The organism is Mangrovihabitans endophyticus, from assembly GCF_014646155.1.
Classification (GTDB): domain Bacteria; phylum Actinomycetota; class Actinomycetes; order Mycobacteriales; family Micromonosporaceae; genus Actinoplanes; species Actinoplanes endophyticus.
Map to the genome: position 1 here is coordinate 142,349 of NZ_BMMX01000009.1, position 14,451 is coordinate 156,799.

The window sequence follows — 14,451 nt, forward strand, 5'->3', positions numbered from 1 at the left end:
CGGGGGCTCGGGCGGGAGTCAGTCGTCGATCGCGGTGCGTGCCCGCAGCCGGGCGACGTCACCACTGCGGTGCGCGCCGGCCGGGGCAGGCGCGCCGGGGCCGGCGTGCGGCGTGCGCTGGCGGGGCAGCTCGGGGCCGGACGGGGCCGGCGGGCGGACCATCCGGGTGACCGGGGCAGTGGCCACGCCGGCCGGGGTCCGCTGGTGCACCAGGACCGCGCCGCCGCGGCGGGCGATCCGCTCGCGCCGGCGCATCCGGCCGTACTCGCTGAAGATGGTGCGCAGCACGCGGAAGCCGTCGCGGAACGTGTTGAGGTTGCTCTGCCCGTGCAGGCGGGCGTGCTCCACGCTGCCCACCTCGCCGACCCGCAAGCCGTCGGCGGCGGCCCGGATGTTGATCATCGTCTCGATCTCGAAGCCGTCGCCCCAGAGCTTGCTGCCGTCCACCGGGCGGGGCAGCGTGATGGCCGGCAGGTCCAGCGCCGGCACGACGCGGGCCCAGAACGCGTTGTAGCCGTAGCAGAGGTCGGTGAACCGGGTTCCGAACAGGGTGTTCACCACCAGGTTGAGCCCGTCGTTGCCGACCTTGCGCAGCCGGGTGATGTCGTGGCTGTGCCCGCCCCGGCCGAACCGTGATCCCTTGACGAAGTCGGCGCCGCCGACCAGTTCGGCGACGAACGCCGGAATCTCCGCCGGGTCGGTGGAGCCGTCGGCGTCGATCATCACGATGATGTCGCCGCTGCATGCGGCGAAACCGCAGGCCAGAGCGTTGCCCTTGCCGGTACGGGTCTGGTGCACGACGGTCACGTCGCTGCGGTGCTCGCGAGCCACGGCCACGGTCCGGTCGATCGACCCGCCGTCCACCACGATCACCTCGGTGACCATCGGCGGCAGCTTGGCGAGAACGTGCGGAAGGTTCCGCTCCTCGTTCAGCGTCGGAATGACGACACTTACGGTAGGTGATTTCACGCCGTCACTGGGAGTGGTGCTAGAGGAAGCCGAGGGCTCCATATCGTTCCCTTCCGGGGGGCGGGCGATGCGGGAGAGATGGCGGTCTCCGGGGGCCGAGAACCGCGTCGTCCGGGTCCGACCAAATCTAGCAAGCCGCTACTCAGCGTCAACTGACCGAAAGGACTCGGTGAAGGAGACTATGTGGTTTCTGCTGGCCAACCGTATGAGCAGGGGCGGTTCCCTCGTGCAACAGGGGTAAACGTATGGCGTCTTTCGTCACTGCACGTAATGGACATCTCCGTCCGGGACGGCCCATCACCGTCGTGCGGGAAAGGAACCTCGCATCACGCCGGAGACGGGCATGATCAACCGCAAGACCAGAATGTCCGATAGCGCTGGGTGAATTAGATCACTTCGGGCATCGCTACTCTGCGTGTTTACATGGTAGCGAATTGGTTGCTCCGCGCGCCGCGTCGCCGCGTCGGCGGTCGATGGATAGATTGTCGTCATGATCGAAGCGCCGGCCCGGCAGCGTGCTGTGGATCTGACACTACTGAGAGTGATTCGATGACCACGGATCAAGCGCTCTGTGTTTGTGGCCATCGGCTCGCCGCGCACGAGCATCTGCGTCGCGGCACCGACTGCACGACGTGCGGACCGCATCGTTGTCCCCGGTACCGCCGCCGGCGCTGGTGGCGGCGAGCTTGAGAGCCGGGTCACCCGCTGCCGCCCTGCCGCCGGCCGGCACCCGGGCGTTGATCTAGGGTTTTGGCCGCTGGCGCGCACGAGCGCCACACGGTCGCGTGGCGGGGCCCGCCCCACAAGGGCCGGCTCCGCCATGTCGGCCCCAACACGCCTCGATCACTCGATCGGGGCGTTTGTGCTGTCCATGGCCCGGGTAACCGGACGTTGCCAGGGGTACAGCCCGCGCGCGGGGGGAAGACCGGAGCGCGGGCGGCGCGCGAGGAGGGGCGATGCGGACGCTGGGCGGGCGCTACCGGCTCGTGCATCGCATCGGTGTCGGTGGCATGTCAGAGGTGTGGCAGGGCCATGACGAGGTGCTGGACCGCGCGGTAGCCGTCAAGATCATGTCGCCGGCCGTGGAGAGCGCGCTGGAAGGGATGACCGGCACTGAGCTGGTGCGCACCGAAGCCCGCTCGGCCGCCCGTCTGGCCCACCCGAACGTGGCGAGCGTGCACGACTTCGGCACCGCGCAATCACCCGGCCGCGACGTTCCGTACATCGTGATGGAGCTGGTCGACGGGCACACCCTCAACGACCACCTGAACGGCGGCGCGCTGGACTGGCAGATCGGCGTGCGCATCTGCGCCGAGGTGGCTGCGGCGCTGGCCGCCGCGCACGCCGAACATGTGGTGCACCGCGACATCAAACCCGCGAACATCATGCTCACCCCGGCCGGCGCGAAGGTGCTCGACTTCGGCATCGCGGCCGCCGTCGGCACGCCCGACCCGGATCCGGAAGGGCCGGTGATGGGCACCCCGGCCTACGTCGCCCCGGAACGGTTCGAAGGCCTGCCGGCCACCCCGGCGACGGACATGTTCGCCCTCGGCGTGCTGCTCTACCACTGCCTGACCGGGCGGCTGCCCTGGCATGCGGACACTCAGACCGGCCTGGTGGAGGCCCAGCGGTACGCCGACCCGGATCCGCTGCCGCCCATCGAGGGGCTGGCGCCCGAGGTCATCGACCTGTGCTCGCGATGCCTCGACCGGGATCCGCTGGAACGCCCGACCGCGCTGGTGGCGGCGCTGCTGCTGGCCGAGTCGGTGGACGCCCGCGTGTACGTGCCGCTGGTGAACCCGACGCTGGCCGCCGCCCGCCCGCAGACCCGGTCGACGTGGGACCAGCGCGCCGCCGAGGCGCCCACCGACGCCGCGCTGCCGGCCGGCGGCGCTCCGGAGCCGGTGTCGCCCGGCGCGTCGGGCAGGGAGCCGGGCGCAACCGGCCATGGCCCGGCGGACCTGGGCGCAGACGAGCGCAGTTCGGCGGAGCGGGTCGGCCGGCACCGGGCGGGGTGATCGCCCGCCCAGCGTCGCCCGCCCAGCGCCGGCCCGCCGTGGCGGTCAGCCGCGCTCGGCGGCCCTCCTGCGCATCCGGGAATGGCGGTAGCCGTAGGCCACGTAGATCACGATGCCCAGCACGAGCCACACCACGAACCGCACCCACGTGGTGAGCGGCAGGTCGGTCATCAGGTAGACGGCGAACACGATGCCCAGCGCGGGCAGCACCGGCGACCACGGCACCCGGTACGGCCGGGGCATGTCCGGCCGGGTCCGGCGCAGCACGATCACGCCGATGTTCACCAGCACGAACGCGAACAGCGTGCCGATGTTCACCAGCTTCACGATCTCGCTGAGCGGGACCAGGGCGGCCAGCGCCGCGATCAGCAGACCCAGGCCGATGGTCAGCACCGCCGGTGTGCCGTACCGCTGATTCACCGTGGCCAGCCGCTGCGGCAACAGACCGTCGCGGCACATGGCGAAGAAGATGCGGGTCTGTCCGTACATGATCACCAGCACCACGCTGGTAATAGCGACGAGCGCGCCGAACGACAGGATGCCGGCCGCCCAGCCCATCCCGGCGCCCTTGTCCAACGCCGCGGACAGCGGCGCGTCGCTGTCCTTCATCTGGTCCGGGCTGGCGATGCCCAGCGCGCCGACGGCCGTCAGCACATAGAAGAACGTGCAGATCAGCAGCGACCCGATGATGGCCACCGGCAGCTCGCGGCCCGGGTTGCGCGCCTCCTCACTGCCGGTGGAGACCGCGTCGAATCCGATGTACGCGAAGAAGATGATCGCCGCGGCGCTGGTCACCCCGTCGACGCCGGACGGGGCGAACGGCTGGAAGTTGCCGGTGCCGAAGTTGACCAGCGCCACCACGATGAAGAAGGTCAGCACGGTCAGCTTGACCACCACCATGACCAGGTTCACCCGGGCGCTCTCCGTGACGCCGCGCACCAGCAGCAGCGTGATGGCCAGCACGATCAGCACGGCGGGCAGGTTGAACACGCCGCCGTCCTCGGGTGACTTGGCGATGGCGTCCGGCAGGGACACCCCGAACGCGGCGTCCAGGAACGCGTTCAGATTGCCGCCCCAGCCGACCGCGACGCCGGCCACGGAGACGCCGTACTCCAGGATCAGGTCCCATCCGATGATCCACGCGACCACCTCGCCCAGCGTGGCGTAGGTGTAGGTGTAGGCGCTGCCGGACACCGGCACCGCGGAGGCCAGCTCGGCATAGGACAGCGCGGAGAACGTACAGGCCACCGCGGCCAGCACGAACGACAGGATGACCGCGGGCCCGGCCACCCCGGCGCCCTCGCCGATGACCACGAAGATGCCGGTGCCGATGATCGCGCCGACGCCCATCGCGGTCAGATGTGTGGCGCCGACGGCGCGTTTGAGGCCGTGTCCCTCCTCGGTCGTCTCGGAGACCAGCGCACTGATGTCGCGGGCGGCGAAGACGCCCGGTGTGCGGTCCGATGTCGTGGCCATCCCTGGCCCCCTTCCATCGGCGGCGGTCGCGCGCCCGCCGCGACGGCGCTGATCCGCCGGGCGCGCGCCCGGCCGCAGTGGCGGCCGCAGGCGAGCACGTATCGCCGGTCACCGATCCCACCGTAGTCGTCCGGTCGCCCGGCGTGCAAGATGATCTGCGCTATCCGGCAATCTTGATTGCCCGAGTTGACCTTCCGGCGCCGGTGCGCACGGGCCGCAGGCACGGGTGCGCAAGGGCCGCACCCGATGTCCGGCAGCACCCCCGATGCGTGCGGCAGCCTGCGAGGCAGGCCGCGGGCGTTGTACGGTGACCCCACGGCAGGGTGCCGGGTTCGGAGGTCGATGATGGGCGAGGCCGTGATGACCACACGGCGCCAGGCCGACGGCGCGATCGTGGTGGATGTTCGCGGCACTCTCGACGCGGCCACCGTCGGCGCGTTGCGCCAGGCCCTGCTGAGCACCCTGCACGGGGAGCGCCCGCGCACCATGATCGTCGACCTGACGTTCGTCACCTTCATGGACTCGATGGGCATCGGCGCGCTGGTCACCGGCTACAACGCGGCCCGCGAGACGGGCACCCGGTTCGTGCTGCGCAACCCGAGCGAGTTCGTGCACCGGCAGCTTAGGGTGACCGGGCTGGCCGAGATGTTCGGGCTGCCGTCCGACCCGCGTTCCGCGCAGACGTACACGCCCTGACACCCCGGGCCCGGCCGTGGCCGGCTCGTCAGATCTTGCGCGCGGCGCGGTCGTGCCCGTTAAAGTTCGGTCATGGAACCGGCGACCGGGGCGTGGTGCACCGCGTCGACGGTCTGCTTCCGGCTGCGCGACCGGGAACGACGGCTGTCCGCCGTGCGCCTGGACTGCGGCCTGGCCGCCGAGCGCGAGTTCCGTTACCAGCCCGGCGACGGCGTGTGGGAGCTGCGGGTGCCCCGGCCGGCGGTGCAGCGCCTGGAATACCGGCTGGAGCTGACCGGACCGGACGGCGCCCGCACGGTGCTCGACCCGGACAACCCGCTGCGCGTGCCCGGCGGGTTCGGCGACATGTCGGAGCTGCGCTGCACCGGCTACCAGGAGCCCGCCTGGCTGCGCCGGCCCCGCGCCGACGGACGGTGGCGCGACCTCTACCTGCCGCTGCCCTCGGTGCGCGGCGAGATGGTCGCGCGGATCTTCTCGCCCGCCGTGCCCACCGACCGGGTGCTTGTCGCGCACGACGGTCCCGACTTCGAACGGTACGGCCGGCTGGGCCACTACACCGCCGCGATGACCGGCTCGGGGCGCCTGCCGCCGCACCATCTCGTGCTGCTGCCGCCCGGCGAGCGCTTCGAGTGGTACTCGGCCAGCCCGGCGTACGCCCGCGCGCTGGCCCGCGACGTGCTGCCGCGCATCGGCGCCGAGCTGGGCACGCGGGCGCCGGTGGTGGGTGCCGGGGCGAGCCTGGGCGCGCTGGCCATGCTGCACGCCCAGCGGCGCCACCCGGAGTGCTTCGCCGGCCTGTTCCTGCAGTCCGGCAGCTTCTTCCGGCCCCGGCACGACCGGCAGGAGTCCGGCTTCCGCCGCTACCTGCGCATCGTGCGCTTCACCGGCCGGCTGGTCCGCAGCCCCGACGGCCCGGCCGTGCCCACGGTGCTGACCTGCGGGGCGGTCGAGGAGAACCGGGCCAACAACCGGGAGACCGCGCAGGCCCTGCGGCGGCAGGGCTACCGGCTGGAATACGCCGAGGTGCCCGACGCGCACAACTGGATCGGGTGGCGTGACGCCCTCGACCCGCACCTGACTGCGCTGCTGCACACGATCTGGGGATGACCGAGCACCCGGGCGAGCAGGCCGGGCGGGAGGCGAGCATGGCGGACGTCGAGCACACCATCGGGTTGCTGCTGGGCACCGAGGACGACTGGCCACGGGCGTACGAGGGCCTGCTGCGCCGCCTCGGCACGGTCGGCGGGCCGGACGGGCGAACCCACCGGGTGCGCAGCGTGCGGGTCACCATCGAGCCGTTCAACCTGCGCTACCGCCCGCGCCACGACCTGGTCATCGACCGTCTCGCGTACTGGTACTACCACCCGCGCGAGTGGCTGAAGAAGATCTCCCTGATGGACGACGTGTACCTGCTGAACAGCCCGTTCACGTTCCAGTCCATGGAGAAGCACGCCGCGTACTGCGCCATGATGCGGCTCGGCCTGAAGGTGCCCGAGACGGTGCTGGTGCCGTACAAGAACCCGCTGGACAACTCCCGGTGGGCGTACACCTCGGCGCGCTACAACCAGTCGTTCGACCTGGACGCCACCGCCGCCGGGGTGGGCTATCCGATGTACATGAAGCCCTACGACGGCGGCGCCTGGGTCGGCGTGTCCAAGATCCGCGACCCGGCGGAGCTGCACGCGGCCTACGACGCCTCCGGGGAGCGGCTCATGCACCTGCAGGCCGCGGTGGAGGACTACGACGTGTTCGCCCGGTCGCTGACCATCGGCCCGGAGACCATGGTGATGAAGTTCCGCCCGGAGCTGCCCATGCACGACCGGTACGCGGTGTCGCACGACTTCCTCACCGCTCCGGTGGGCGACGAGGTGGTCACCATCTCGCGGCTGATCAACGCGTTCTTCCGGTGGGAGTTCAACTCGTGCGAGTCGCTGATCCGCGGCGCGGACGTGCACCCGATCGACTACGCCAACGCGTGCCCGGACGTGGCCGTCACGTCGTTGCACTACTACTTCCCGTGGGCGATGACCGCGCTGCTGCGCTGGACGGTGTTCTGCGTGGTCACCGGGCGCCGCCCGCGCCTGGACCTGGACACCTCGGCCTACTTCGCGATCGCCGACGACCCCGGGTTGGACTACCGGCAGAAGCTGGCGGCGTACCGGCGGCTCGCCGACGACTACTTCGACATCGATCGCTATCAGGAGTTCTGTGACAAGCATTTGAGCCATGTCGATGCGATGGTGTACGACTGGGTGATGAGCGAGGAGTTCCGTTCCCTGCTGCGCGAGACGGTCCGGGCGGCCTATCCGGTGCACGAGCACGAGCGGTTCCTGGCGCACTTCGGCGGGCTGGTCGACGCCTGGGCGCGTGACCATGGCTGACCGGGGCCGGCTGGGCGCCGGCGACCTGCGCACCGCGGTGGCCTTCGCGGGGGGCCTCTACCGGCGTCGGCTCGGCTTCGTCTATCACGGCTACCTGCACCACGACCCGATCTCGCAGTTGCACCTGCGGACCGGCCGCGACGACCCGTACGCGGTGTACCGCCGCGTCCGCGCACAGGGCGCCCTGGTGCCGACGCGGCTCGGGCGCTGGATGACCGCCACCCACCGCGTCTGCGACGCCGTGCTGCGCGACCGCCGCTTCGGCGTGCGCTCGGCGGAACTGGTGGCCGGCTCGGAAGCCGACGAGTTCGACATGTCCATGCTGGACCGTGACCCGCCGGACCACACCCGGCTGCGTCGCCTCGCCCAGCCGTCGTTCGGGCCGCGCCGGATGGCGGCGTACCGGCCGCGGATCGAACGCACGGTCGACGAGCTGCTGACCCGGGCCGGCGCGGAGTTCGACGTGGTGTCCGCGCTCGCCGCCCCGCTGCCCATCGCGGTGATCACCGACCTGTTGGGGGTGCCGGACGCGGACGCGGAACGGTTCGCCCGCTACGGCGTGGTCATCGGCGGGGCGCTGGACGGCATCTCGTCGCTGCGTCACGCCGCCCGGCTGCGCGCGGCCGCCGCCGAGCTGCGCGTGCTGTTCGAGGAGCTGTTCGAGCTGCGCCGGCACACCCCCGCCGACGACGTGATCAGCCGGATCGTGGCCGCGCGGGGGGACCGGATCGGCCCGCAGGAGATGGTGCCGCTGTGCAATCTGCTGCTGGTGGCCGGTTTCGAAACCACGGTCAACCTGGTCGGCAACGCGGTGAACGCGCTGCTGGACCACCCGCGGCAATGGGCGGAGCTGTGCGCGGACCCGCACGGACTGGCCGGGCCGGCGATCGAGGAGACGCTGCGGTGGGACCCGCCGGTGCAGCGGACCGCCCGGTGCGCGCTGGAGGATGTGGAGCTGGCGGGCCGGACGGTGCGCGCCGGCGACTTCGTGGTCACCCTGCTGGGCGGCGCGAACCGCGACCCGGAGGTGTTCGCCGACCCGGACCGGTTCGACATCCACCGCACGCCGGGCGCCGACCATCTGGCGTTCTCCAGCGGCATCCACTACTGCGTGGGCCAGCCGCTGGCCCGCCTGGAGGCGACCGTGGCACTGCGCATGCTCGCCGAGCGGATGCCCGGCCTGCGCCGCGCCGGGCCGATGCGCCGCCGCATCGGCGGCCTGCTGCGCGGCCCGATCCGGCTGCCGGTGCGCGCCACCGCGACCGCGCCCGCGGTCGGCGCCGGGAAGGCCGCTTGAGCGACGCCCCGCACGCGACCCCGCCCGGCCCCTTGCCATCGGCGGAACGCCGGGTATTCACTGAGATCTATGAAGGTGCGCCGTCGGGTCGCCGCGGCGACCGCGTTGCTGCTGGCCGCGGTCGCCGGGTGCGACAGCGGCACGTCCACCGGCTCGGACTCCGGCCTGGAAAAGGACACCGTGGTGGTGGCCGCACTGCCACTGCTCGACGTCGCCGCGCTGCACATCGCGATGGCGCGCCGGATGTTCCAGGCCGAGGGCCTGACCGTCAAGGTCCAGCCGGTGGCGCAGAGCCTGGCCGCGCTCCCGGCGCTGCAGAACGGTCAGGTCGATGTGATCGCCGGGGCCAACTACGTGACCTTTCTCCAGGCCCATGCTCAGGGCACCCTCAAGCTGAAGATCATCGCCGATGGCGCGGCGCAGGCCCCGCGGTTCATGCGGCTGCTGGTGGCGCCGGACTCGCCGATCCGCACGCCCGCCGACCTCGCCGGGCGGACAGTCGCGGTGAACATCCTCAACAACATCCAGTCGCTCACGCTCAACGAGATCCTGACCGCCGAGGGCGTCGACCCGTCCACCGTGAAATACCGTGCGGTGCCCTTCCCGCTGATGGACAAGGCGCTGGCCGGCGGTGACGTGGACGCGGTGCACACCGGTGAGCCGTTCGGCACGGTCATCGAGCGCAGGCTGAAGGCCCGCATGGTGGTGGACGGCGGCGGGCCGCCGGTCACCGGCCTGCCGGTCAGCGGGTACGTCAGCAGCGCGGAGTTCGTGACGAAGTATCCGCGCACCGCGGCGGCGTTCCAGCGGGCGATCGAGAAGGCGCAGGCGCTGGCCGCCGCCGACCGCTCCGCGGTGGAGCGGGTGCTGCCGTCCTACGCCAAGGTGGACGAGCAGACCGCCACCGCGCTCACCCTGCCCGGCTATCCGGCAGCCCCGGACGCGGCCCGGATGCGGCGGCTGATCGGCCTGATGGTGAAGCAGGGTCTGCTCAAGGCCGACATCGACCCGGCCGGCCTGATCTTCACGCCGGCGGCCCGCTGAGGCCCGCGGTGACGGGCACCGGCCGGATCGTCCGCGGCGCGACCGGGATCGCCGCCGTGGTGGCGCTCAGCGAGTTGCTCGCGGTCACCGGTGTGGTGCCGCCCGGCTTCCTGCCGCCGGCGTCCGCCGTGCTCGCCCGCGCGGCGCACCTGGTCGTGGACCCGGCGTTTCTGGCCCAGATCGCCGCCACCGTACGGGCGTGGCTGACCGGCCTGGCCGTCGCGGTCGCCGTGGGCGTACCGGCCGGGCTGCTGATCGGCGGCGTCCCGGCGGCCGGCGCGGCGGTGCGCCCGGTGCTGGAGTTCCTGCGGCCGATCCCGTCGGTGGCGCTCATCCCGCTGGTCAGCCTGCTGCTGGGGGCCGGGCGCACCACCGAGGTGACGCTCGTCGCGTTCGCCGCCACCTGGCCGGTGCTGTTCAACACCGTGTACGGCGTGCAGGACCAGGACCCGGTGCCGCGGGAGACCCTGCGGGTGTTCGGGTTCGGCCGGGCCACCGTGCTGTGGCTGGTGGCGTTGCCCGCGGCGGCCCCGTTCATCGCCACCGGGGTGCGCCTGGCCGCCGCCGTGGGGTTGATCCTGGCCGTGGGCACCGAGATCCTCGCCGGGTTCGGCGACGGGCTGGGCGTGTTCATCGCGCAGGCGCAGCAGGTCGTCGACGGCACCGTGGACGTGCTGGCCGGCACGGTGTGCGCCGGGGTGCTGGGACTGGTGGCCAACGCGGTGCTGGCCGGCGCGGAACGCCGGCTGTTCCACTGGCATCCCTCCCAGCGGCCCCTCTCCCCGCGGCCCGCCGCGGCCACGGCCCGGGCGGTGCGGAGATGAGCGTGGCGTCCGCGGCCAGCCGCCCGGCCCTCGCGGCCGGGCGGCTGGCCGCCGTGGTGGCCCGGCGCTGGGCGGTGGCCGTCGCCCTGGTGGCCGCGTGGGAGATCGTCACCCGGCGCCGCGGTGACGTCTTCTTCCCGCCCCCGTCGGCGATCGTGGCGCGGATGCACGAGCTGTGGTTCTCCGGCCCGGCGACCCGGCTGTGGCTCACCCCCGCCGCGACGGCCGATCTGCTGCCCAGCCTCGGCCGGATGGCCGCCGGGCTGGCCGGCGCCCTGCTGGCCGGCGTCACCCTCGGCGTCGCCCTCGGGCGGTCACCGCGCACCCTGGCCTATCTGGACCCGCTGCTGCAGTTCGGCCGCTCGGTGCCGCCGCCGACGCTGGTGCCGGTGTTCGTGGTGCTGCTGCACCTGGGCACCACCATGCAGGTGACCTCGATCGTGTCCGGGGCGGTCTGGCCGATCCTGCTCAACGCCGCGGACGGCGCCCGGTCGGTGGACCCGGTGCAGACCGACACGGCCCGCGTGTTCGGCCTGTCCGCGACCGACCGGCTGCGGACCATCATCCTGCCCTCCGCACTGCCCAAGATCTTCGCCGGGCTGCGGCTGAGCCTGTCGCTGGCGCTGATCCTGATGGTCTTCTCGGAGATGCTGCCCGGCACCGCGAACGGCATCGGCTTCCAGCTCATCGACGCGCAGAGCCGTTCCGACCTGCCCACCACCTGGGCGGCGGTGGCGCTGCTGGGCATCCTCGGCTACCTGCTCAACACGTTGCTGCTCGGCGTCGAACGCCGGGCGCTGCGAGGACACGACGCGACACGTGGAGGAGAACGCCCATGACCCGCCCCGCCACCAGCATGACCGTCCGCGACGCGGTGTTCGACTTCTTCCGGCAGGCCGGGATCGACACGGTGTTCGGCAACCCCGGATCGACCGAGCTGCGGATGCTCCGCGACTGGCCGAGCGACCTGCGGTACGTGCTCGCCCTGCAGGAGTCGGTGGCGGTGGCCGCGGCCGCCGGGCACGCGCTGGGCACCGGCCGGGCGGGCGTGGCGAGCCTGCACTCCGCCGGTGGCGTCGGGCATTCCCTGGGCGCGGTGTTCAACGCGTACCGCGACCGGGTGCCGGTGCTGGTCATCGCCGGTCAGCAGACCCGCGAGATGCTGCCCACCCGCCCGTTCCTGGCCGCCGACGAACCGGCCACCTTCCCCCGGCCGTACGTGAAATGGAGCGCCCAGCCGGAACGGGCGCAGGACGTGCCCGCGGCGATCGCCGAGGCGTACCGCACGGCGATGTCGCCGCCGCGCGGCCCGGTGTTCGTGTCCGTCCCGGAGGACGACTGGGACCAGCCCGCCGAGCCGGTGGAACCGCGGACCCTGCTGCACGGTTTCACCGCCGACCGGGACGCGCTACGGGTGGTCGCCGAGGCGGTCAACGCCGCCGCCCGCCCGGCGCTGGTGATCGGCGCCGGGGTGGACGAGGACGATGCGCAGGCGCTGGCGGTGGAGTTCGCCGAACGGGCCACGGCCGCGGTCTGGCTCACCCCGCTGTCCGCCCGGTCCGGCTTCCCGGAGACGCACCGGCTGTTCCGCGGTTTCCTGCCTCCGGTACGCGACCAGATCGTCCGCCTGCTGGACGGCCACGACGTGGTGGTGTCGGTGGGCGGGCCGATCTTCAAATATCACGTGCACAGCGGCGGCCCTTTCCTGCCCGCGGGCACCAGCCTGTTCCAGCTCGACTGCGACCCGGCGCAGGCGGCGTGGGCGCCGGCCGGCACCAGCGTGCTGACCACCGTCCGGGCGGGCCTGGCCGGCCTGCTGGAACTGGTGGAGAAACGGGACCGCCCGGAACCGCCGGCCCGGGTCCTGCCGCCGCGCCCGCCGCTGCGCGACCCGATCGATCCCGGCCTGGCCGTGGCGGCGATGCGGGAACTGATCGGGGAGCAGACCGTGGTGGTGGAGGAGATCCCCAGCCACCGGGAGACCTTCCACGCCCGGTTCCCGATCACCCGGCCGGGCGGGTTCCTGACCACCGGTAGCGGGGCGCTCGGCTGGGGGCTGCCGGTCGCCGTCGGCCGGGCCCTGGCCGGGGGCGGCGAACGGGTGGTCTGCGTGGCCGGCGACGGCTCGTGCATGTACTCCATCCAGGCCCTGTGGACGGCGTCCCGCTACCGCGCGCCGGTGACCTTCGTGGTCCTCAACAACGGCGGCTACGAGGCGGTCAAGCAACTCGGGCGGCGGCTGGGCACGCCGCGGACGGTCGGCACCGACATCCCCGGACTGGACCTGGTGGCGGTGGCCGGCGGGCTGGGCTGCGCCGGTGCCCGGGTGGCCGACGCGGCGGACCTGCCGGACGCGCTGGCCGCGGCCCTCGCCGCGGACGGCCCCTATCTGCTGGACGTGCCGGTGAGCGCGGGCGAGACGTCCGCGTACGCCCCGGACGCGATCTGAACGCATGCTGCAGATCGACGGCCTCGGTCACGCGTACGCCGGTCATCCGGTGCTGCGCGACGTCGACCTCACCGTGCGCCGCGGCGAGCTGGTCAGCATCGTCGGCCCGTCCGGCTGCGGCAAGTCCACCCTGCTGCGCTGCGTGGCCGGGTTGACCGCGCCCGCGCGGGGCACGATCCGCATCGACGGCCGGCCGGTCGCCGGGGTGCCGGGCGGTCTGGCGGTGGTGTTCCAGGAATACGGGCGATCGCTGCTGCCCTGGCTGACCGTGCGCGACAACGTGGCGCTGCCGTTGCGCCGCCGCGGCGGGACCCGTGCCCAGCGGCGTGCCGCCGCGGCGTCGGCGCTGGACGCGGTCGGGCTGGCCGCCGTGGCGGCGCGGCGGCCGTGGCAACTGTCCGGTGGCATGCAGCAGCGCGTGGCGATCGCCCGCGCCCTGGCGTTCCGCCCGTCGCTGCTGCTGATGGACGAGCCGTTCGGCTCGGTGGACGCGCAGACCCGGGAAGACCTGGAGGATCTGCTGCTGACGGTGCGCGGACCGGAGATGACGATCCTGTTCGTCACGCACGACATCGACGAAAGCGTGTATGTGGGGGACCGGGTGGTGGTGCTCAACGGCAGCCCGGCGGGTGTGGTCGCCGACCTGCCGGTGACGCTGCCCACCCGCGGGGAGCAGATCGCCACCCGGGAGCAGGCCGAGTTCGTGCGGCTCCGCGCGGAGGTTGGCCGGCAGGTGCGCAAGGCGTGACCGGTCTGCCGCGTGCCGGGGCGGCGTTGCCGGCCGGTCGTGTCACAGGCCCGGATTAGAGTCGCGGCATGCGCATCCGGATCGAGGGCCACGACCTGCCCGGCCGCCGTGCCGGGGCGCAGGCCGACAGCCTGCGCCTGGGCGGTGTGCAGGTGGGTGTGCAGCGCGCGGCCGAGGTGGTGTCCCGGCTGCCGTGCGATGCGAGCGAGGCGTGCTGGGAGTTCGCGGTGACCAGCCGGGAGGTCGACGGCCTGCTCGACGTCGGCGGCCCGTTCGTGCACGGCCGGCCGGGCGCCCGTTTCCTCTACCTCGCCTGGGGCGCGGCGCAGGACACCGCTCCCGACGACCCGCCGGGTGCCGGCTTCGCCCTGTTCCGCCGGGCGAAGCTGCTGTTCACCGACGTGCCGGCGGCGCAGTTGCGTGCCGCCCACGAGGACCGGGGCGCACTCGTCGCCCGGCTCGGCCTGACCGGCGCGGACGGCGGGCCGGTGTGCGCACGGGTCCGGCCGCCCCAGGTGACCTGGTCACTGCGGTGACCGGGGACCCGAC

General features: G+C 72.8%; 13 protein-coding genes. 11 read left to right on the top strand and 2 right to left on the bottom strand.

All coding sequences use genetic code 11. The features are described 5' to 3' along the window. Positions 1-18: 18 nt before the first annotated feature. Entirely contained in the window at positions 19-969 is a 951-nt protein-coding gene (locus tag IEY73_RS13390; protein ID WP_229715805.1) for a glycosyltransferase family 2 protein, read from the bottom strand. Between the two features lie 956 nt (positions 970-1,925). Here IEY73_RS13390 and IEY73_RS13395 point away from each other — a divergent pair. Beyond that, positions 1,926-2,987 (top strand): serine/threonine-protein kinase, encoded by a 1,062-nt coding sequence (locus IEY73_RS13395; RefSeq protein WP_189079508.1) that lies wholly within the window; start codon positions 1,926-1,928, stop codon positions 2,985-2,987. A gap of 45 nt (positions 2,988-3,032) precedes the next feature. On the opposite strand, the gene IEY73_RS13400 is transcribed toward IEY73_RS13395, so the two are convergent. Continuing rightward, entirely contained in the window at positions 3,033-4,463 is a 1,431-nt protein-coding gene (locus IEY73_RS13400) for an amino acid permease (protein ID WP_189079509.1), read from the bottom strand. A gap of 360 nt (positions 4,464-4,823) precedes the next feature. On the opposite strand from IEY73_RS13400, the gene IEY73_RS13405 reads away from it, so the two are divergent. The 10 genes from IEY73_RS13405 to IEY73_RS13450 all read left to right on the top strand — a co-directional run bounded on the left by IEY73_RS13405 (position 4,824) and on the right by IEY73_RS13450 (position 14,438). Further along, positions 4,824-5,159, top strand: a complete 336-nt coding sequence (locus IEY73_RS13405) for an STAS domain-containing protein (protein WP_229715806.1) — start codon at positions 4,824-4,826, stop codon at positions 5,157-5,159. A gap of 72 nt (positions 5,160-5,231) precedes the next feature. Continuing rightward, positions 5,232-6,266 (top strand): alpha/beta hydrolase, encoded by a 1,035-nt coding sequence (locus IEY73_RS13410; protein WP_189079511.1) that lies wholly within the window; start codon positions 5,232-5,234, stop codon positions 6,264-6,266. Next, positions 6,263-7,540 carry an ATP-grasp domain-containing protein gene (locus tag IEY73_RS13415; protein ID WP_229715807.1) on the top strand — a complete coding sequence of 426 codons (1,278 nt, stop codon included), beginning with the start codon at positions 6,263-6,265 and terminating at the stop codon, positions 7,538-7,540. The genes IEY73_RS13410 and IEY73_RS13415 overlap by 4 nt, the downstream gene beginning before the upstream one ends. Next, positions 7,533-8,837 carry a cytochrome P450 gene (locus IEY73_RS13420; RefSeq protein ID WP_189079512.1) on the top strand — a complete coding sequence of 435 codons (1,305 nt, stop codon included), beginning with the start codon at positions 7,533-7,535 and terminating at the stop codon, positions 8,835-8,837. The genes IEY73_RS13415 and IEY73_RS13420 overlap by 8 nt, the downstream gene beginning before the upstream one ends. 69 nt (positions 8,838-8,906) lie before the next feature. After that, complete coding sequence (locus IEY73_RS13425) at positions 8,907-9,881, top strand: ABC transporter substrate-binding protein (RefSeq protein ID WP_189079513.1); 975 nt, start codon at positions 8,907-8,909, stop codon at positions 9,879-9,881. Positions 9,882-9,889: 8 nt separating this feature from the next. Then, positions 9,890-10,705, top strand: a complete 816-nt coding sequence (locus tag IEY73_RS13430; RefSeq protein ID WP_189079514.1) for an ABC transporter permease — start codon at positions 9,890-9,892, stop codon at positions 10,703-10,705. Continuing rightward, on the top strand, positions 10,702-11,544 hold the full coding sequence (locus IEY73_RS13435; RefSeq protein WP_189079515.1) for an ABC transporter permease: 843 nt from the start codon (positions 10,702-10,704) through the stop codon (positions 11,542-11,544). Before IEY73_RS13430 ends, IEY73_RS13435 begins: the two co-directional genes overlap by 4 nt. Further along, entirely contained in the window at positions 11,541-13,154 is a 1,614-nt protein-coding gene (gene mdlC, locus IEY73_RS13440) for a benzoylformate decarboxylase (RefSeq protein ID WP_189079516.1), read from the top strand. Before IEY73_RS13435 ends, mdlC begins: the two co-directional genes overlap by 4 nt. Before the next feature lie 4 nt (positions 13,155-13,158). After that, the gene (locus tag IEY73_RS13445; protein WP_189079517.1) at positions 13,159-13,902 is read left to right on the top strand and encodes an ABC transporter ATP-binding protein; all 744 of its coding nucleotides are present in this window, start codon (positions 13,159-13,161) and stop codon (positions 13,900-13,902) included. Positions 13,903-13,970: 68 nt separating this feature from the next. Continuing rightward, on the top strand, positions 13,971-14,438 hold the full coding sequence (locus IEY73_RS13450) for a DUF5990 family protein (RefSeq protein WP_189079518.1): 468 nt from the start codon (positions 13,971-13,973) through the stop codon (positions 14,436-14,438). Positions 14,439-14,451: the final 13 nt, after the last annotated feature.